The organism is Rhodococcus sp. WAY2 (assembly GCF_009859915.1).
GTDB classification, from domain to species: domain Bacteria; phylum Actinomycetota; class Actinomycetes; order Mycobacteriales; family Mycobacteriaceae; genus Rhodococcus_F; species Rhodococcus_F oxybenzonivorans.
Genome location: NZ_CP046572.1, coordinates 5,634,102 through 5,653,528, shown reverse-complemented (window position 1 = coordinate 5,653,528; position 19,427 = coordinate 5,634,102). Strand labels below are relative to the sequence as shown.

The window sequence follows — 19,427 nt, the reverse complement described above, 5'->3', positions numbered from 1 at the left end:
CGCCGATCGACTACCGATCACGGCTGTTTCAGATCAGTCCGAGCTTGCCCGCCTCGTACACGGCCTCCGCCCGCCTACCCACGTCGAGCTTGCGCATGATGTTGCTGACGTGGAACTTCACGGTGGTGGCCGAGATGAAGAGCCGTTCACCGATTTTCGCGTTCGACAACCCGGTGGCCAGCAGTTGCAGGACTTCGAGTTCGCGCTCCGTGAGTCCTTCCCGCGGGGTCGTCTGCCCGTTCAGCGACCGGATCACCGCGGAAGCACTCCGCGAGTCGAATGCGCTTTCTCCACGTGAGACCGCGCGGATGGCGCGCACCAGTTCGGTCGTGTCCACATCCTTCACCACGTATCCCCGGGCGCCGGCTTGCACGGCACGGACCACCAGCTGCTCGTCGAGGAACGTCGTCAGCACCAGAAGTCCCAGTCCTCTGTTCGCGGACGACAACTGCGCACACAGCACGAGCCCCTCGTAATCGGATGCCGCCGACAGCTTGAGATCCATCAACACGACGTCGGGTTTCACCTGTCCGACGACGTCGAGTGCCTCCCCGCTCGTGGACGCTTCCCCGACCACCTCGAGATCCGGTTCTCGCTCGAGTACCGAGCGCAGCCCCTGCCGAAGAATCGCGTGATCGTCGACGAGGACGAGCCGGACCACCGACGTTGCTCGTGCAGACCTCGCCTCGTCCTGCATCGGAGTTCGCATCGTCATCGCTCCACCTCGTTGTCGTTGTCTCCCCTGGAAGGTTTGTCGCCGAGAGGAATTCGTGCAGCCACTCGCACTCCGCCGAGTCGCGCCCTGGCCACTTCGAAGGTTCCCCCGAATTCCGCAGCCCGGGCCTGCATGTTCGCCAGACCGCGATGGTGTCCGTCCAGGTCGTTGTTTGCCGCCATCCGCAACATGAGCCGCATCTGCTTCGGATCCCCGTCCCCGTCGTCGGCGACGGACAGGAGTACAGAATCCGCCGAATAGGTCAGGCGCAGAACGGCGCGCGTCGCGTTGGCGTGGACAGCAGCGTTAAACAAGGCCTCACCGGCAATGCGCAGCAGCGCGTGCTCGCGGTCACACGACAGCTCCGCCGGTGTTCCGCCCACCCGCACGCTGACCTCGAGGTCGTCGGGCATGTGCACCACACCGAGCTGCTCGAGCATCCCGGGCAGCGACGTGCGGTCCGAACTCTTGGAGTGATTGAGCGCGTAGATGGCCGAGCGTAATTGCTCGACCGCGCGACGAGTGAGATCCTTGGCCAGGTCGAGTCTTTCGCGACGTTCGTCGTCGGGCACTCCGCTCCTGCAGACCTCGATCTGCATTCCGGCCGACAGTACCGCCTGCGTGACACTGTCGTGGAGCTCACGGGCGATGCGGTGACGTTCCTCGTCGAGTACCTGATGCCGGTGCGCGGCCCCGAGCTGACGTTGGGTGGACTCGAGTTCGGCGTTGCGGACCGCAAGATCCGACGCGGTCCGCCGCGCCTCCGCGTATGCGTGCTCGGCGTGTTCGAGGAGCCGCTGCCCGCGCTGGTAGAGCGCCGAATTCTGCAGGGCAACCGCGGTCTGGCTCGCCAAGATACTCAGTACCGCACCATCGGTGGTGTCGAGTGTGCGTTGCGGCGCTGTCCACGCGGCAAAGGCTCCCACCACTCCGCCCTCGAGCACGATCGGCACGAAAGCATGGTGCGCGTCGATGACGGGCGCCCTGCCGGTGCGGGCGGACCTGATGTCGCCGAGACACGTGACCACCTCGTCCGGCAGCGGAGGTCCCTCGACGTTGTCGACCAGAAACGGGGTGGCGTCCGGTCCGAGAACCAGCCGGCGGGGACCGGCATCGGGCAGCATGCCGTCCGCCAGGGCGAAAGCCACCCAGCGCGCGTCGAGGTGTGCACGCGCCGCCTCGGCCACAGCGCAGATCAACGTCTCGGGCCCCTCGACCGTTCGCACCAGCGCGCGGGAGATGAGCTCGAGCGCATGGACGACGCGCTCGAGACGTTCGGCGGCGCCGCGGTACTGCGGGTAGAACGTCGGTTTGCCCGACCGGAGTCCGGTGAGTGTCGAGAGGTCTGGGGCGTTCATCGGCTCACATCGCAGTCCGGAAAAGTGCCACCATCTGCTGGTGTGTGGCCGTCCGCGGATTGGTGGACATGCAGGCGTCCCGCAGGGCGAACTCCGCGAGCCGCGGAAGGTCGGTTTCACGCACACCCAACTGCCCCAGTCCTCGCGGCACACCGACCTCGCGAGCCAGACGCTCCACTCGGTCCGCGACCGCGAGGGCCGCTTCCTCGGGTGTTCCGCGATGTTCCTCCAGTCCGAGTGCCGCCGCGATCGCCACGAACGGGGCAGCGTCGCTGGCCGCATTGAACCGAATCACGTGTGGGAGCAGGACACCGTTGATCACGCCGTGCGGCAGGTCGAGCAGTCCACCGACCTGATGGCTCATCGCATGCGCCGCACCGAGAATGGCGTTGGTGAAGGCCAGGCCCGCTTCGAGGCTCGCCTGGGCCATGACGGCCCTCGGCTCCATCTCCAGCGGGTCTTCGATGGTGTGGACCAGGGTGTCGGTGACCAGCCCGATCGCGCGAAGCGCGTGATGGTCCGTGAGCGGGTTGTGCGCCAGCGAGACGAACGCCTCGATGCCGTGTGTGAGCGCGTCGAGCCCGGTGGCCGCATTGAGCCACTCCGGCATGGTCGTGAGCAGGCGGGGATCGATCACGGTGACGTCGGGAACCAGCGCGCGGCCGATGATCGTGATCTTGGTACCGCGGGCCGTGTCCGTCACGATGCAGAATTGCGACACGTCGGCACCGGTGCCGGACGTGGACGGGACCATGACCAGCGGAGGGATCGGACTGGTCGCTTGATCCACACCCTCGTAGTCGAGAATGTTGCCCCCGTTCGCGGCGAGCACCGCGATTCCTTTGGTGGCATCGATCACCGAACCGCCTCCGAGTGCGATCAAGACATCGCATCCACCTTCCTGGTAGGCCTCGTGACCGGCCGCGACCTCGTGATCCTTCGGATTGGGCGTCAACGCACTCCACACGACGGGCGTCAGTCCCTGCTCCCGGAGCTGGTCCTGTAGTTCGGCCGCCCAGCCGGCGTCGATCAACCCGGAGTCGGTGACGAGCATCGGCCGCGAGCCGCCGAGGCGGAGGACGGCGTGCGCGGCCTCGACCATCGACCCGATACCGAAGACGATTTCGGGTGCATGGAATTTGACCAGCCGGTCGGTAGCGGTGGTGCGGGTGACCGGATACGACACAGACAAGACGACACTCCTCCCACGCCCCCGTGATGTGATCCAGGTTACAAGCGCTGAACCTCGACTCTACGGGCAGGGACGGACGCGCACACTGACCGAAGGGCAGGTCCGGCACCTACCCGATCGGGTAGGTGGGCAGCAGCCGTGATCAGGTCCGACCCTGCTCCACGACCCAGGCCGCGATCTGAGTCCGAGAGGCGAAGCCGAGCTTGGCGAGAAGGTGTTCGACGTGCCCCTGCGCGGTGCGAGGTGATATCACGAGCCGGGCAGCGATCTGCTTGTTGGTCAAGCCCTCGGCCACCAGGTCGGCAACCTCTCGCTCTCGTTTCGTCAGGTCGGCGCCGGCGCGCGAAGAGGAAGGACGCTTGGGAGACTGCTCGCCCAGAGCGAACGCCACAGCGTCGTCGACGGCCAGCGCCCTGCCCTCGTCCCGCGCCGACTCGTATTCCTTTCTTCCCAGGGCAGTGCGCGCATGCTGTTCGCACTCCTCGTGAAAGACGTGCAAATGGGGGAACAGCACCGTGGAACTTCTCGTAGATTTCGCGACCGACTCCGCCGCTCCCATCAGAACCGCGGCGCGCCTTGCATCGCCGTCGCCCGCGAACCACGCCAACGTTTCCAGGCAGGTGGCCACGGTGACCGCGCTGTCGACCCGCCTGGCCAATGCCAGCCCGTCCTCGACATATCGGGAAGCCCGCCGGACATCACCCTGACGCCACACTGCTACGCCCATCGCCCACATCGTGTGCGATCGGTACATCGACTCGCCGGTCGATTCCGTGATCTCGAGGACCCGCTCGTAATATTCGATGGCCCGAGCGGAGTCTCCGAGCAGTGTCCTCACGGTGCCGAGCGAGTCCAGGACCTCGATGTGCAGGGCCGGCCGGCCACAGTCCCCGGACACTTCGAGGGCGGATTCCAAACACTCGAGCGCGCCGGGCAGATCACCCGTGAACAACTTCAGCACACCCTCGGCATGCGAGATGTGCGCGCGGATCACGACGTTGTCGGTCTGTGCCGCGAGCGCCTTCCCTTCCGCGACCAGCGACGCCCCGGCAGCCACGTCGTTCTGGGCCTCGGCCAGCACACTGTTTCCGTACAGCGCCGCGACCCGTTCCTCGCTGACCTCGACCGGCGACGTCTCCAGGAAACGGTCGAGCCAGTGGCGGCCCTCGCTGAACATGCCTCGGGAGAGCCAGAACAGAAACAAGGCGGTCGCGAATCGCAACCCGGACACCGAATTCGGCTCGGTCAGACAGAACTTCATCGCCTCCCGCAGGTTCGGCTGCTCGCGAGCCAGGCGGCGCATCCACGTCACCTGCTCGCGGCTGACCCACTCCGCCTTCGCAGTTTCGGCCAACTGCAGGTACCAGTCCCGATGCCGCCGCCTCAGACGGTCGGCTTCGCCGGCTTCCGTCAACTTCTCGCTGCCGTAGTCACGCAGTGTCTCGAGCATGCGGAACCGAACCACCGAGGCCGACTCCTCACGGATGAGGATCGACTTGTCCACCAGCGAGGTGACCGTATCGAGCAAGTCTTCGGCATGGGGAGGGCCTGCGCACACGCCTTCGGCCGCGTCGAGTTCGAAGCTACCGGCGAACACCGACAGCTGCGCCCACAACTGCTGTTCCTGCTGGCTGCAGAGCTCATAACTCCAATCGATCGACAGACGCAGAGTCTGCTGCCGCGTGGGCGCGCCCCTGCTGCCGAGGGTCAGCAGAGCGTAACGGTCCGTCAGGCGACGCAGGATCTGCTCGGCCGACATGGCTCGCAGCCGCGCCGCCGCCAGTTCGATCGGGAGTGGCAAACCGTCCAGTCGCTGACAGATCAGCGCCACCGTGTCCGTGTTCTCCTCGGTGAGCTCGAAGCCCGGCACCGCGGCGGCGGCGCGGTCGGCGAACAACGTGACTGCGTCGTACCGGGGCATTGCCTGAAGGGACGGGGGGCGGGCCGAGTCGGGGACGGTCAGCGGGGGAACCCGAAGCACGACTTCTCCGCCGATCCCGAGGGGTTCCCTGCTCGTCGCCAGGATCCGCAGATTCGGACAGCTACGAAGCAAGGTCTCGGACAGTCTCGCGACCGCGCCGACCACCTGTTCACAGTTGTCGAATACGAGCAGGATCCGGCGCGCGGCCAGAAAGTCCACGAGGGTGTCTTTCAACAAACTCGCCGGCCCGTCCCGCAGGCCCAGTGCCGCCGCGACGACGTCGACCAGAAGAGATTCGTCGTGCAATTCACCGAGTTCCACCAACCACGCGCCGTCGGCGAATCCACGTCGGACGTCGGCGGCCACACGGAGCGCGAGACGCGTCTTCCCGACACCGCCGATGCCCGTCAGGGTCACCAGGCGCGCATCGGACAGCTTCGCCTTCGCTTCCGTCAGCTCGCGTCGCCGACCGATGAAGCTGGTCAGTTCGAGTGGCAGGTTACCGTCGGCACCGATCAGCGAATGTGCCGTGGGCTGCGCTGGTAGACGGGACCTCACTTGCGATCGGCCGGGCGCATCCTGCGGGGCGGCCATGTCATCGACGGGGAGTCCATTGTCTGCTTGCATCTGCCGCAGCGCGTCACCGAGTTCCGCAGCGGTCGCGGGTCGATCAGCGGGGTCGGCCGCCATCGCGCGCGCGACCACCGCGCTCACGTCCTCGGGAATGCCTTTCTCCCGCAGATCCGGGACGGGTTGCGAGGTGATCCGGAGGAACTGTGCGATGACCTGCTCCCCGCTCCGGCGTTCGAACGCCGCGTGACCGGTGACCGCACAGAACAGCGTGGCGCCGAGGCCATAGATGTCCGAGGCCGGGCTCGGCGGATCGCCCCGCAGAACTTCGGGTGCCGTGAACGCCGGCGATCCCGTCACCGTTCCGGTCGCCGTTTCGAATCCTCCGGAGATGTGCGCGATCCCGAAGTCGGTCAACGCGGGTTCGCCGTAGTCGGTGAGGAGGATGTTGGCGGGTTTGACGTCGCGATGGAGGATGCCGAGGCGGTGCCCCGTCTCCAGAGCCCCCGCGATCTTCACACCGAGCCGAAGGACCTCGCCCAGTGGAAGCGGACCGCTCTTCCGGATCCGGGCGTCGAGTGAATCCTGCGGGTGGTAGGGCATCACGATGTAGGGACGACCGCTTCCGGTGACACCGACCTGGAGGACATTGACGATGTTGGGGTGTCCGGTCAGCCTGCCCATGGCCCGCTGCTCACGGAAGAACCGCGCCGTGTTCTCTTGGTCGAGTTCGGCGGTGAGGACCTTGACCGCCACCGTGCGGTCGAGCTCCGGCTGAACACACCGGTAGACGACCCCGAAGCCGCCGTGCCCGATCTCGTGCGCCTCCTCGAATCCAGCCGCTGTCAACTCCGTCGCGACGTTCGACGCCACATCGCGCTGGGTCTCGAGGGGATCTTCAGCCGTCGGCACCATGCGCTCACCTCTCGATGACGTGCCCTCAGGATATCCCCGGCCACGGTATCGGAGGCACACTCGGCGGGGGCCGTTCATCGCAACGCGTGACCCAGTTCGGCGGCGCGGGCCAACAGTTGGACCGCGTCCCGCGCAACTACCACTCGGTCGCAGACTTCGGCGTACCGAGGCATCGCGCACGACGCCTGATCCCAGTACCGCTCGGGCTCCGGCGTAATCCACGCGAGGCGGTGCACCTTTCTCCGCAGAGCGGCGAACTCGTCGAGGCCCGGTGGCAATCCGTTGCCCCTTCCGTCACCCACGACGAGCACCGAGGTGCGCGAGTGAACCTCGGTGCCGAACGCGGTGAGGACCTCGGAGAACACCCGGCCGTAGTCGCTGCTCGCCTCGAGATCGATGCGGGGATCGGCGAGCACGGCAGCGAGTGCGTCGTCGTCTCCACCCGCGAGGAGTGTGTCCGTGACATCGACGGGCCTGTCCACGAATGCCAGGACTCGGCATCGACTCGCGCGGCGGTGCATCGCCTGCGCCAACCTCAGGGTGAAGGCCGTGACCGGTCGAACGGACAGCGAGACGTCGGCGAGAACGAGCACACGTACGCGGTCAGGACGCGGCGCCTTCACCATCAAGCGGAAGGGCACGCCCTCGGTCCGCAGGCTCGCACGGACCGTGCGCCGCATGTCCAGCCGTCCCGCGGTCAGCTCCCTCGGACGGGGACGCGCGGGGCCACGCATCCGCCGAAGGATCTCGTGGCATGCCTGATTGACCTCGGCGCGTGAGACCGCCGAACCCTGGCCGTCCGCCGTCGGGACATCCGCAGCGGCCTGCCCGGCGGCGTCCCGGGCGTCGGCCAGCGCTCCGACGAACGCCTCGACTGCGTCTGCCAGACGATTCAACTGGGCAGCAGTCAGCGGCTCGTCGACACCGGAGTCCGAGTACACCGCGCTGGGGTCGTAGGCGTCGAGCCACGCCAGAATCGACGCCGGATCGTCCCAGGACAGCGACCCCACGACGGCGCCACTCGTCGACGTCGCCAGGTCACCGACGGCAGTACTCGCCGCCCGCGAGACGTCGACGGTGTAGGTGACGCCGCGTCGGCCCGAATCGGCCTCGGAGTCGACGGACAGTTCGGCATCGCTCGACGTCATGCTGACGTCGTCGTCATCCTTGTGAGGATTGAAACCCTTCTCGGCCTCCGGCGTATCGAAGTGGTCGCCGACTTCCGCGGCGCGCTCGTTGTATTCGGCATAGCGGGCCGTGTCGACGTTGTCGGCAACCTGGAGGGCAGTGGGAAGCCCCTCCGCGAACTCGGTTCGGGACGGTGCGCGGAGATCGGGGGCGGCCGTGGCGACAGCACCGAAGAACACGTCGAAGGCCCGGTCGAATCCCGATTGCTCGTAGCGGTACTTGGCGCAGACCGCGCGCAGCGCGGCCCGCGTGGTGTCCGGCTGCCGTGCGCCGACGAGCCCCAGCACACGCCGGACGTCGATCACCTCCGCCGCAGACGCTGCCACACCGTACCGGCGCAGCAGTGCGCCGAACGACGCCGCCAGCACATCGAGGAGCTGCGACTCGGGCGCCGGCGCGCCTCGGACCGCGGACATCGTCATCGCCTCGCAGGACGGCCGTTGCCGACGCCGATGCCACCGCGGTCGCGGCCGCCGTGTCCGCGGAACACCGCTGTGGTCGTGTTGGCCGGACGGGATGCGACGGTGACGCGCTCTCTACCGTCAGCCTCCGGCGCCGGCGCCGGGGCCGGGTTCGCCACGCCGTCGAGTCGGCCGCGAGCAAGATCGACATCGCTGGTGTACTTGAGCAGCGCAGCGAGGAGGATGTCGCGGATCGCCAACTGCGATGTGATTGCCACGCCGGTCGCCTTCAGCACCACCGCGGCGCGGGCGGCGTCGATGACCTCAGCGATGGACGGGCTCTTGCGTAACGGTAGTGCGCGCAGAGTCCGCGCCAGTTCGACGACATTCGCCGCGACGGCCGATTCCACCTCGGGCGCACGGGCGGTCACGATGTCCCGCTCACGTTCCGGGGTCGGGTAGTCGAGATGGTAGTGGAGGCAGCGCCGCTTCAGGGCGGGCGAGAGCTCGCGAGTGTCGTTGGAGGTCAGGATGACCCACGGCGCCGAACGGGCGGTGAACGTGCCGATCTCGGGAATGGTGACCTGTCCCTCGGCGAGAACTTCGAGCAGCAGCGCTTCCATCGATTCCTCGGTGCGGTCCACCTCGTCGACGAGCAGCACCACAGGTTCCGGTGACAGGATCGCCTCGAGTAGGGGCCGTACCGACAGGAATGCTTCCGAGTACAGACCGAAATCCTGCGCCGCCAGAAACCTCGACGCGTCGGCGACGTCGTCGAACGCGGCCACTTGATCACTGAGCCGGTCGCGCAGCATCTGCACGTGCAGCAGTTGTTTGGCGTAATCCCACTCGTACAGTGCACGGTTGTCGTCGAGACCTTCGTAGCACTGCAACCGGACGAGCCTGCGGCCCGCGGCCTCCGCCAGGGACTTCGCCAGCTCCGTCTTCCCGACACCGGCGGGGCCCTCGAGGAGGAGCGGCCGGTCGAGCGCGGTCGCCAGGTGTACGACGACCGAGAACTCGTCGTCGGCGATGTAGTCGACTTCGCGCAGGGCTGCTTTCAGTTCGATTCCATCGGCGAAGCGGACATCCGCCAGGGATGGAGCGGTGTGCGGTGCGGTCATGGTGCGGCTTCCGTCCTTCGTCAGCAGTGTCGGTCGTGGGAACGCGTCCGGGGCGGGGCCAGGCCGAGACACGGGGCAAAGGCTGGGACACGCCCGCCCCGGACGCGAGTTCGGTGGAGCTAGTACGAGCTGTTGATCGCGTGGTCGACGACGGGCAGCATCGACTCGACCGTCACCTCACGGGGATTTCCGGGCGTGCACCAGTCACCCTGGATGTGCTCGGAGATGGCGCGGATGGTCTTCTCGTCGCCCCGGATGGTGTCGCCGCGGCCCTCGTACTTCTTGGTGTTCATCTGGTTCTTCTCGTACGAGTCGGTGCGGACCTGCCCGAAGTTGTCGGGGATACCGACGTCGTTGGCCAACCGGATCGCGGCCTCGACGGCGGCGTCCGCGGCCTGCACCGTGGTGAGGTTCCGGGTGTCGACACCCAACGCCCCTGCCAACTGCGCGTAGCGCTCGTACCGCGAGGGAAGGTTGTACTCCCACACGCGGGGAAGGGCGATCGCGTTGTTCAAACCGTGGTGGCTGTCGAAGAACGCACTGACCGCGTGCGAGATGGAGTGCACGATGCCGAGACCACCGGAGTTGAATGCCTGCCCGGCGATGTACTGCGCGTTCATCATTCCCTCACGGGCCTTCAGGTTGCGCGGCTCGAACACCGCCTCCCGCAGGTTCTTCGCCACTAGCTCGACGGAGTAGAGCGCGTTGCCCAGAGACGGTGCGAAATCGAGACGGGACACGTAAGGCTCACTGCCGTGGGCGAGTACGTCGAATCCGCAGTAGGCCGTGAAGTGCTGGGGGCAGGTGTAGTACAGCAGCGGGTCGTCGATCGCCAGCGTCACGATGGTCGCCTCGTCGAAGCCGACCCACTTGTGCGGGTTGTTCATGTCGGACGTGTCGGTGATGACGTACGCCCATGAGGTTTCCGAACCGGTACCGGCAGTGGTGGAGACGGCGATGTGCGGCGGGTTCTCCTTGTTGGTCGACTTCGCGAATCCCTCGAACTCGTTGATGTTGCGACCGTCGTGCGCGACCACCACTCGAGCGCCCTTGGCCGCATCGTGGCTGGAGCCACCTCCGACCGAGATGATCGAGTCGCACTTCTCCTTCTGATAGAGGGCCGCGGCCTCCATCACGTTGTAGTCCTTGGGATTCGACTCCACCTTGTCGTACAGCACCACCTCGACGCCCTGGTACTCGATCTTGCCGACCAGTTCCTCGATAATTCCCGAACCGCGCAGACCGGTGGTCATGAGCAGCGTCCTCTTGAACCCGAGGTTCTTCGCCTCCACTCCGATGATGTCGTGCGCGCCCACTCCCATCAGTGCCCGCGGGAAGGGGTGGAACTCCTTGATGGGGAAGTCCCAGATCTGGTTGAGCTCGATGGCCATGGCCGTCTCCTCGAAGTTGTCGGTGTCGAAACTGAGCTGCCGGTGGAAGGAAAACCGTCTGCCGGTGTGATCGGCGTCTCAGCTGAGATTCACTGTGACTCACTTCGGGCACTCGTCACAGACCTGCGGGCCCGAACCGTCCGACTGCGGCGCACGAACTCTCCGACCGGCCAGGTGGGCACGGGCCGAACCGGTCAGGGCGGGGCTCGTTACGCTGGAGCGACCCGCTAGGCAAAAACTAGAACCTGTTCTATATTTGAGGCAGATGCAGGAGCGTTTCGACGCTGCGAATCATGGAGAGGACTACACACGCGATGACGACTGTCGAGGTGCCGCACAGCTCACGATCAGCGGTGCTCACGGTGTCCGAAGTGGTCGAGGAAACGTCCGACTCCCGGTCGCTGGTTTTCGACGTCCCCGCCGACCTCGCCGCGAAGTTCGCCTACAAACCCGGTCAGTTCCTCACCCTGCGCATACCCAGTGACCGCACCGGCTCGGTCGCGCGGTGCTACTCGCTGGCCAGCTCACCGTTCAGCGACGACGCACCCAAGGTGACGGTCAAGCGCACCTCCGACGGATACGGGTCCAACTGGCTCTGCGACCACGTCGCCGTCGGTGACACCCTCGAGGTGCTGCCGCCGTCGGGTGTGTTCACCCCGAAGTCCCTCGACCACGACTTCCTGCTGTTTGCCGCAGGCAGTGGCATCACGCCGGTGATCTCGATACTCAAGGCCGCCCTCACGGAAGGGTCCGGCAAAGTCGTACTCTTCTACGCCAACCGGGACGAGAAGTCGGTCATCTTCGCCGAAGAGTTGCGGGAACTCGCCGGCCGGTACCCGAGCCGCCTCGTGTCGATCCACTGGCTCGAGACCGTTCAAGGCCTCCCCTGCGTCGATCAGCTCGCCTCCGCTGTCGCACCCTACGTCGGGCACGAGGCGTTCATGTGCGGACCGACTCCGTTCATGGACACCATCCACAAGGCGCTCGCCGACGCCGGCATGCCGCGCACCCAGGTGCACGCCGAGGTATTCAACTCACTCGCCGGTGACCCCTTCCGCGACGCCGATGTCATCGAGGTCACCGACGACGAAGCGGCCGACGCCGCCACAGTGGAGGTCGAACTCGACGGGGAGGTCCACAATCTCAGCTGGCCCCGCAAGCAGACGCTGGTGGAAATCATGCTCGCCAAAGGTATCGACGTGCCCTATTCCTGCCAGGAGGGCGAGTGCGGATCGTGTGCCTGCACGGTACTCGAAGGTGAGGTCGAGATGGAGAACAGCGAGATCCTCGACCCGGAAGACATCGAGAGCGGCTACATCCTCGGCTGCCAGGCCCGGCCCGTCACGGACCATCTGAAGATCGAGTTCTGACACCCGTCGGCCGCGCCCCTCACTCCAGCCGGCCGAATCCAACCACTGCGGAGTCGCTCGACCAGTCGACGGTGTGCACGCGCACCCGGCCGAACTCGTTGCCTCCCACCGTCGTTGCGGTGTCGTCGTCCACCGCGACGACGAAGTTGGTGTGCTGACCGACCCAACTGGTGTTGTCGTAGAGCACCACGTCGCCGACCGAGGGCCGGTATCCGCTACCGACCTCCTCGAACCGGGACTGCGATTCGTAGTACTCCTGCAGCGTGTACACCCCAGGAATGCGCCAATGTCCCGAATTGGGGTTCGACAGGGGCCGACCGGACTCTCGCATGATCCAGCTGACGAAGTCGGCACACCAGGGTTCCTCCACTCCCTCGGAGTAGAAGGTGCCCGGTCGCTGCCGGCTGTGCTCGGTTTCGAGCAGGTCGATGATCGTCGCCTGCTGGGGCGACAACGCGGACCTGTCCACGGCAGGAAAGTCTGCGGTGTCCCAGGGCAGGTAGCGCGTCGGCGCCCACCACCACACCCCGACTGCCAGCACGGCTGCGAGGGCAAGGACGCCGACGAGGACCGACCCCGTGCGGCGGCGGCGACTAGGGGGATCGGCGAGGGTCATGCCACCGAATGTAGCGGTATCGCGTGCGGCACGGTCAGCGCTGCGCACGGTAGGCGGCTCGCTCCTCGGCCGTCAGGTGCTCGCAGGCATAGCTGAGCGCGGTCCGGCCCATCACGGCGGCGTTGCGGTCGAGAAAATCGGTGAGCAGAGCGCGGTCGACCCGCTTCCCCACCTCCCGCAGCATCCACCCCGTCGCCTTCTGGGTCAGATCCCGTCGGTCACCGAGCACCCGCTGCGCCACCTCCAGCGTGGTCGACGCGTCCCCTCGCCGGATGAACGCAAACGTGCTGAGTAGAGCCACGCGCCGGCGCCACAGGTCGTCATCCGCGGCCAGTCGGAATATCAGGTCCCGTGGTTTCTCGACAAGCCAGGTGCCGAGGATGTGATCGGCGGAGGAATCGACGAGGTCCCAATTGTTGACGCGTCCGCGTAACACGAGGTCGAGGTAGAAGCGGGCCACCTTCTCGACCACGGCGTCCTCGCCGGCGCTGGCTGCAGCCGTGCACTGGGACACCAGAATCAGCAGGCCGGCCAGACGGTGCTCGTGCACGGGGCTGTCGAGCAGGGTCTCGACCTCGGGCGGTTCGAGATCGCGGTGCCGGCGCACCACCCCCCGGGTAGCCGGAACCCGCACACCGATGAATACGTCGCCCTCCCCGTATTCACCCGGTCCGGTCTTGAAAAAGCGCGCGGATCCCACAGCGACTTTCTCGTCTGCCAGTTCAGCGAGTGCCTGGATCACGTCGCGCGCAGTGGAGGTCACCAACGCACTGTCCCACACGGCACCGACATCCTCGAGAATGGTTACGAAATGGCTTTGACCAGCGGCTGACGTTACTGGACTGCAACGACGCAAATATTGATCGGGCGGTCAATCAGGCGTGTACTCGAGGTGGACACAATCCGTTCCGAGGAGGCTGGACATGAAGTCGTGGAGTCGCATGCAAGATATAGCGGCCATCGTGATCGGAGTCTTCGCGGCGCTCTCGCCGCTGTGGCTCGACACGAATAATGCCGCCCGGTGGTCCCTGATCGTGCTGGGCGCTCTCATAGCGCTGTCCGGTCTGGTCCACATGTTCCGTCCGGATTTCACGATGGCCGAATACGCCATGGGCATCTTCGGTGTTCTGCTGTTCCTCTCCCCCTGGGTGATGAACTTCGACGGACTCCGGGGAGCGTCGTGGACCGCGTGGGTGGTCGGCGTGCTCGCGGTGGTCGTGGCCGTCACGGCAATGCCGGTGATGAGTTCCCGGATGCACGGACACGGAGGGCTTGCCACCCATCACTGATCCGTGCCGCATACCGAGAACACCGATTCGAGCGGGGCGAAGGAACGTGGATCCGGCGAAGTCATCGCCGCCCCGGCCTTCGCCCCGCCGTTCACGTCCGGAAAAGGCTCATGCACGCACCTCATCTCGGAATACCCGGCGTTCCCCCACCCCGCAAAGGACGGCGACGGCGTAGCGCGAAGATCGATGGCGATGCCCGGGAGCTGATCCTCAACGCCGCCGAATCCCTTATTGCGACACACGGATTCGACGCCACATCCACCGCCTCCATCGCCTCGGCCGCCCACGTCCCGAAAGGCTTGGTGTTCTACTATTTCCCCGCAAAGACCGACATCCTCCTGGCGTTGCTGTCCGAACGGCTGCCCACCGAACCGTTTCGTGACGTCAGTCCCCTCGTGAGTCCAGGCGATCCGGCGGCGAGCCTGGTGAACCTCGATGCCGCGTTGAATCTGCGCGACCACCACTCGTCGGTGATGCGGTTGATCATCTGGCGCGAGGCCGAGACCCACCCGGATGTTCGCGCTCATCTGCGGCGGTTCCGCGATTACCTCAGAGATATCACCGAACGGCTCCTGCAGGCGAGTTCGCCGTATCCGGTGCAACCGGGCACGTTGCGCGCGTGCGCAACGGCCTGGGTGGCTGCCATGTTCTCGATGGCGGGCAATGACCGTCTCCACGACCTCGACGACCTGCCACGCAGGTACGGCGACGAATTGGACAATGTGGCGCGCGTGGTGGCCGCCGGGATGGTTCAGCTGGGTTGAGACGCGCCCGCTGTGAGCAGTCGGCCGACCGGAAACGCACGCGCGCTCTCGGGGAGGCTGCCGGGTCGACCACTCAGGTAGACCTCGACGGAGCCGGTACGAGCGTGGTGTGCCCCTTCACCGTCACCCGCCTCACCGAGTGCATCGATGCGGCGAATGGTCTGCGCCGCTACCGCTTCCGCGCTGTCGAACAGTTGCACTCCCGCGGGGAGACTTGCCGCGATCTCGTCCGCCACCAGTGGGTAGTGCGTGCATCCCAGCACCACTGCCCCCACATCGTCGGGGGTGCGTGCTGCGGCCGAAGCGATGGCTGCTGTGGCCGCCTCGCGCTCGCCCCGGTCGATGGCCTCGGCCAGCCCGTGACAGGCAATGCTCACCACGGAACTTCCGTTGCCGAAACGCTCGATCAGATCGGCCTGGTACCGGCTCGCCGTGGTGGCCGCTGTCGCCCAGATCGCAACCGAGTCACAGGCAGCGGCCGCGGGCTTGATCGCCGGCACCGTACCGATCACCGGGACACCCGGTCCGACCAACTCCCGCACGTGCTCGAGTGCGGTGACACTCGCCGTGTTGCACGGCAGCACGATCACCTGTGCACCGCGGTCGAGGCAGCGCTGCGCGGTCTCGAGGACTCGATCGATCACCCACTGTTCCGGTTTGGGGCCCCACGGCGCTCCATCCGGATCGAGGGCGAGCATCAGGTTCAGCTCCGGCCGCTTCGTGCGTAGCCACAACGCAGTGGGCAGCATCCCCAGGCCCGAGTCGATGAGCGCAACAATCACCGGTCGAATCTATCGCGTCCTCGCGAACCGCCCTACGCCGACGCGGCCTCGAGAACCTCACCGATCGGTGTGCCGGCGGCGATCTTGGCGCGCATTTTCATCACCGCTCCTGCCATCCCGGCGCCGACGACTCCCGACAGGATGCCGTCGCGCTCGTAATACGCGAGGAACTTACGTCCGTCGTCCTTGACCACGTGCACCACGTCGGTGCCCGCCACGGCGCCCAACGCCTGGATCTTGAGGTCGTACTGGTCGCTCCAGAAGTACGGCACGTGCGCCGCGGGACTTCCACTCCCCGTCCCGGTCAGCGCACCGGCGAGAAGCTTGGCCTGCTCGCCGGCGTTACTCCAGTGCTCGACGCGTTTGCGGCCGCCCACCTGCAGCTGCCACGCGGCCACATCGCCGACGGCCCACACGTGCGGAACCGCTGTCCGGCCGACATCGTCGCAGACCACGCCGTTGTCCAGTTCGACGCCCGACCCCTCGAGCCAACCGGTGACCGGCACCGAGCCGACACCGATCGCGACGACGTCGGCGGTCACCTCGCTGCCGTCACCGAGCACAGCCCCGGTGACCCGATCTGTCCCGGTCAACGACTGCAGGCCGACCCCGGCCCGGAGATCGACGCCCTCGTCCACGTGCAGTCGCGCCACCAGGCCACCGATCTTCTCGCCCAGGATCGACGCGAGCGGTGTCGGTTGCGGCTCGACGAGCACCACATCCAGCCCGCCGGCCCGCATGCTGGCCGCGAGTTCGCAACCGATGAAACCGGCGCCCACGATCAGCGCACGCCGGGCATCGGCCATGTCCGATCGCAGCGCGAGGCACTCGTCGATGGAACGGAGAACGTGGATGCCGGCCAGTTCCGGTAGACCGGGGATGCGGCGTGGCACGAGGCCGGTGGCGATCACAAGTTCGTCGTAGGCCACCTCGGAGCCGTCCGCGAGTCTCAGGATGCGGGATTCCGGATCGAGAGAGGCCGCTTCGACACCGAGCCGCAGTTCGATGTTCTTCTCGTCGAAGAATTCCCGCGGCTTGAGGGTGGTGTCGCTCTTCTCGCCGCGCACCACCTCCTTCGACAGCGGCGGCCGGTCGTAGGGCAGGTGTGGCTCACCGCCCAGAAGTACCAGGTCACCCGCGTACCCCGCCCGCCGGAGTTCCTCAGCTGTGCGCAGGCCTGCCAGACCCGCTCCTACGATGACGATCTTCTGCACTGTCCCGTACCCGCCCAATCTGCCGACGCGACCCACATGATCGCCATCACATTCCGTGCACCAGTCATATCAAATGCTCACGGGTCAGAGGTCGGCGATGGCCTCGAGCGGGCGAGTGCGTGCTGCCCGGCTCGCGGGCCACAACGCTGCCAGCACCCCGACCACGCCGGATCCGAGGAGCATGGCGGTGACCTGCCCCCACGGCACCGTCACCTGCTCGAGCCCCTGATCCTTCAACGTGCTGACGAAGCCCCACCCGAAAGCGATTCCGAGCAACACCCCGACCGCGGCACCGAACACCGCGATGAGCATCGACTCCAGGTAGATGGTGCGACGCATCTGCGCACGCTGCATTCCGACGGCCCGGAGCATGCCGATCTCACGGCGTCGTTCCACCACGGACAGGGCGAGCGTGTTGATGATTCCCAGGATCGCGATCACGACGGCGAGGGCGAGCAGCCCGTAGAGGATGGCGAGGAGGGTGTCGATCTGAGCGCCCTGTGTTCCCTTGAACTGCTCTCGGTCCTGTACCTGAACCACGACGAACTGTTTGGTCGCGGCCTCGAGGTCGGACCGTAGTTGCGTCAGGTCTGTTCCCGGCTTCGCGTCGATCAGCACGGTGAAGGCCGGCAGGGTTGCGGCGGGCATCACCTGGCGATACACGTCGTCGGACACCACCCACTCCCCGATCAGCTGGTTGTCCTCGAACACTCCCGCCACCTGCGCGTCGACGACCTTGCCGTCGGCGCTCTTCATCGGAACCGTCGAACCGAGGGTCCAGCCCTTGTCCGTGGCCGCTGTCTGGGAGACCAGCAGGTGATTGGCCGTGAGGTCGGCGGCGCCCTCGACGAGGGTGTAGTCGAGCACCCCGTCGATGGGACCTTCGAGTGAGGCGCCCTGCTCTGCTTCGTCGTCGACCGTGACTGACACGGGATGCAGAGCGGTGGCACTCTGGACGCTGTCGAGGTTCCGGACGGCGCGCGCCGCGCCGGACGGGACACCGATCTGGTTGGGTCCGGTGAGGATGTAGTCGGCGGTCACTCCCACGTCGACGAGCTGATTGACGCCCGTTTTCGCCGAAGATCCGAACACGCCGATCACCGAAACGAGCATCAGTCCCAGTGTGAGGGCGAACGCGGTGGCGGCCGTGCGCCGAGGATTACGGACGGCGTTGGTGCGGGCGAGCCTGCCGACCGGCCCGAACGGTTTCGCGAGGACGGCGCCGAGTGCACCGACCACCGGCCGGGACAGTGCAGGCGCGGCGAACAGCACGGCCAGGATCAGGCCCAGGGCACCGATACCCACCACTGCGGCCGCACCGCCTCCCGTCCCTCGCGAACCGACGACGAGGCCCACCACACCGAGCGCGCCGAGCACCGCACCGACGATCGTCCGGATCCGCAGCGAATCCCCGGTGGACGCGAATTCCTCACGCATCGCTGCCACGGGCGGAACCTTGGCCGCTCGACGGGCCGGTGCGTACGCACTGACCGTCGTGACGACGACACCGATCACCAGGGCGACGAGGATGGTCCGTGGTCCGACCTGGAGCGGCCCCTCGGGCAGGCCGAGGTCGAACGCGTTGAGCACTGTGCGCAGAGCGTAGGCCAGGCCGATCCCGGCGGCGATTCCGATCGCACTGCCGATCACTCCCACGACGAGTGCTTCGAAGACCACCGACCGGCCGACCTGCTGACGGCTGGCTCCGATTGCACGAAGCAGGGCCAGCTCGCGCAGTCGCTGAGCGACGATCATCGAGAACGTGTTGTAGATGATGAAGGTGCCCACCAGAAGGGCGATTGCACCGAATGCCAGCAGGAAATAGTTGACGAAACTCAGTGCCTCCGAGATTTCGGCCTTGGTCTCCTCGCGCACCTCGTCGCCCGTCTGCACCTGGGCATCGGGTAGGGCCGCGGCGATCCGGTCCCGCAGATCAGCCTGCGACAGACCGGTGCCGGCGACATCGAGGTACTCGACGTGCTCGCCGTCGGTGAACAGCTCACGTGCTTGGGAGTCCACGAACGTGGCGCTGAGGAAGCCACCGGTGTCGTTGCCCGTGGAATAGATGCCGGACACCGTCACGTCCACCATGCCGCGGGCAGGGACCAGGACCTTCGTGGTGTCGCCGACGGTGAGTCCGGCGCGTTCGGCGGCGCTCGCGTTGACCGCGATCTGGCCGACCTCGGCCGGCGGAGTGCCCTCGAGGTACTCGTCGGCCTCACCGAGTGCCTGGTCGGGCGGCAGGTAGGACTCCCCGACGCTCGGCGCTCCCCCGGTCTGCACGGCAGCGCCGTCGGAGCCGATGAGCACGATTTGTCCGCTGACCGAGGGCGCCACCTTGCGGACTCCGTCGACCGCGACGACCGTGTCCACGTCCGCGAGTGGAATACCGCGCGAGTTCTCCTCGGCGCTCGACACTCGGACGTCGACGCCCTGGGCGGTGTTCTCGAAAATCGAATCGAAGGTCTTCTGAAGTGTGTCGGTGAAGACGAAGGACCCGGCGACGAAGGCGGTGCCGAGGACGACGGAGAGGACGGTCAGGGCGAGCCGCACCTTGTGGGCGGCGAGATTGCGCAGAGAAACCTTGCGCATGGGAGCGCGAGAGGTGGACGCCATA

General features: G+C 66.5%; 15 protein-coding genes. 3 read left to right on the top strand and 12 right to left on the bottom strand.

The annotated features are described in order from the left end of the window. Nucleotides 1-28: 28 nt before the first annotated feature. The 7 genes from GFS60_RS25390 to mdo form a co-directional block, all read right to left on the bottom strand. On the bottom strand, nt 29-715 hold the full coding sequence (locus GFS60_RS25390) for a MadR family response regulator transcription factor (protein ID WP_159925539.1): 687 nt from the start codon (nt 713-715) through the stop codon (nt 29-31). Next, nucleotides 712-2,073 carry a MadS family sensor histidine kinase gene (locus GFS60_RS25385; protein WP_159925537.1) on the bottom strand — a complete coding sequence of 454 codons (1,362 nt, stop codon included), beginning with the start codon at nt 2,071-2,073 and terminating at the stop codon, nt 712-714. Before GFS60_RS25385 ends, GFS60_RS25390 begins: the two co-directional genes overlap by 4 nt. 4 nt (nt 2,074-2,077) lie before the next feature. Beyond that, nucleotides 2,078-3,265, bottom strand: a complete 1,188-nt coding sequence (locus GFS60_RS25380) for an iron-containing alcohol dehydrogenase (protein WP_159925535.1) — start codon at nt 3,263-3,265, stop codon at nt 2,078-2,080. Nucleotides 3,266-3,407: 142 nt separating this feature from the next. Beyond that, nucleotides 3,408-6,671 (bottom strand): protein kinase domain-containing protein, encoded by a 3,264-nt coding sequence (locus tag GFS60_RS25375; protein WP_159925533.1) that lies wholly within the window; start codon nt 6,669-6,671, stop codon nt 3,408-3,410. A gap of 74 nt (nt 6,672-6,745) precedes the next feature. Continuing rightward, nucleotides 6,746-8,275 carry a MadC family VWA domain-containing protein gene (gene madC, locus GFS60_RS25370; protein ID WP_159925531.1) on the bottom strand — a complete coding sequence of 510 codons (1,530 nt, stop codon included), beginning with the start codon at nt 8,273-8,275 and terminating at the stop codon, nt 6,746-6,748. Between the two features lie 2 nt (nt 8,276-8,277). Next, nucleotides 8,278-9,384 (bottom strand): MadB family AAA-type ATPase, encoded by a 1,107-nt coding sequence (locus GFS60_RS25365; protein ID WP_159925529.1) that lies wholly within the window; start codon nt 9,382-9,384, stop codon nt 8,278-8,280. A gap of 119 nt (nt 9,385-9,503) precedes the next feature. Continuing rightward, the gene (gene mdo, locus GFS60_RS25360; protein ID WP_159925527.1) at nt 9,504-10,775 is read right to left on the bottom strand and encodes an NDMA-dependent methanol dehydrogenase; all 1,272 of its coding nucleotides are present in this window, start codon (nt 10,773-10,775) and stop codon (nt 9,504-9,506) included. A 314-nt stretch (nt 10,776-11,089) separates the two neighbouring features. Here mdo and GFS60_RS25355 point away from each other — a divergent pair, with 314 nt between their 5' ends. Continuing rightward, nucleotides 11,090-12,145: a ferredoxin--NADP reductase gene (locus GFS60_RS25355; protein ID WP_159925525.1), complete on the top strand. Its 1,056-nt coding sequence runs from the start codon at nt 11,090-11,092 to the stop codon at nt 12,143-12,145. Nucleotides 12,146-12,164: 19 nt separating this feature from the next. On the opposite strand, the gene GFS60_RS25350 is transcribed toward GFS60_RS25355, so the two are convergent. Then, nucleotides 12,165-12,761, bottom strand: a complete 597-nt coding sequence (locus GFS60_RS25350) for a CHAP domain-containing protein (RefSeq protein WP_159925523.1) — start codon at nt 12,759-12,761, stop codon at nt 12,165-12,167. 34 nt (nt 12,762-12,795) lie between these two features. Then, entirely contained in the window at nt 12,796-13,527 is a 732-nt protein-coding gene (locus tag GFS60_RS25345) for a DNA alkylation repair protein (RefSeq protein WP_201453653.1), read from the bottom strand. A gap of 157 nt (nt 13,528-13,684) precedes the next feature. Here GFS60_RS25345 and GFS60_RS25340 point away from each other — a divergent pair, with 157 nt between their 5' ends. After that, nucleotides 13,685-14,050 (top strand): SPW repeat domain-containing protein, encoded by a 366-nt coding sequence (locus GFS60_RS25340; protein WP_201453447.1) that lies wholly within the window; start codon nt 13,685-13,687, stop codon nt 14,048-14,050. Nucleotides 14,051-14,160: 110 nt separating this feature from the next. Beyond that, entirely contained in the window at nt 14,161-14,814 is a 654-nt protein-coding gene (locus GFS60_RS25335) for a TetR/AcrR family transcriptional regulator (RefSeq protein ID WP_159925519.1), read from the top strand. Here GFS60_RS25335 and GFS60_RS25330 read toward each other — a convergent pair. The 3 genes from GFS60_RS25330 to GFS60_RS25320 form a co-directional block, all read right to left on the bottom strand. Beyond that, nucleotides 14,802-15,596, bottom strand: a complete 795-nt coding sequence (locus GFS60_RS25330; protein WP_159925517.1) for a glutamate racemase — start codon at nt 15,594-15,596, stop codon at nt 14,802-14,804. The genes GFS60_RS25335 and GFS60_RS25330 overlap by 13 nt on opposite strands. A 32-nt stretch (nt 15,597-15,628) precedes the next feature. After that, nucleotides 15,629-16,810: an NAD(P)/FAD-dependent oxidoreductase gene (locus GFS60_RS25325; RefSeq protein ID WP_159925515.1), complete on the bottom strand. Its 1,182-nt coding sequence runs from the start codon at nt 16,808-16,810 to the stop codon at nt 15,629-15,631. 84 nt (nt 16,811-16,894) lie between these two features. After that, entirely contained in the window at nt 16,895-19,426 is a 2,532-nt protein-coding gene (locus tag GFS60_RS25320; protein ID WP_159925513.1) for an ABC transporter permease, read from the bottom strand. Nucleotide 19,427 lies beyond the last annotated feature (1 nt).

Bases quoted from the DNA above. Each gene is read 5' to 3' on its own strand.
- GFS60_RS25390 (WP_159925539.1), bottom strand. From the start codon at position 715: ATGACGATGCGAACTCCGATGCAGGACGAGGCGAGGTCTGCACGAGCA.
- GFS60_RS25385 (WP_159925537.1), bottom strand. From the start codon at position 2,073: ATGAACGCCCCAGACCTCTCGACACTCACCGGACTCCGGTCGGGCAAA.
- GFS60_RS25375 (WP_159925533.1), bottom strand. From the start codon at position 6,671: ATGGTGCCGACGGCTGAAGATCCCCTCGAGACCCAGCGCGATGTGGCG.
- madC (WP_159925531.1), bottom strand. From the start codon at position 8,275: ATGTCCGCGGTCCGAGGCGCGCCGGCGCCCGAGTCGCAGCTCCTCGAT.
- GFS60_RS25365 (WP_159925529.1), bottom strand. From the start codon at position 9,384: ATGACCGCACCGCACACCGCTCCATCCCTGGCGGATGTCCGCTTCGCC.
- mdo (WP_159925527.1), bottom strand. From the start codon at position 10,775: ATGGCCATCGAGCTCAACCAGATCTGGGACTTCCCCATCAAGGAGTTC.
- GFS60_RS25355 (WP_159925525.1), top strand. From the start codon at position 11,090: ATGACGACTGTCGAGGTGCCGCACAGCTCACGATCAGCGGTGCTCACG.
- GFS60_RS25350 (WP_159925523.1), bottom strand. From the start codon at position 12,761: ATGACCCTCGCCGATCCCCCTAGTCGCCGCCGCCGCACGGGGTCGGTC.
- GFS60_RS25340 (WP_201453447.1), top strand. From the start codon at position 13,685: ATGAAGTCGTGGAGTCGCATGCAAGATATAGCGGCCATCGTGATCGGA.
- GFS60_RS25335 (WP_159925519.1), top strand. From the start codon at position 14,161: ATGCACGCACCTCATCTCGGAATACCCGGCGTTCCCCCACCCCGCAAA.
- GFS60_RS25320 (WP_159925513.1), bottom strand. From the start codon at position 19,426: ATGGCGTCCACCTCTCGCGCTCCCATGCGCAAGGTTTCTCTGCGCAAT.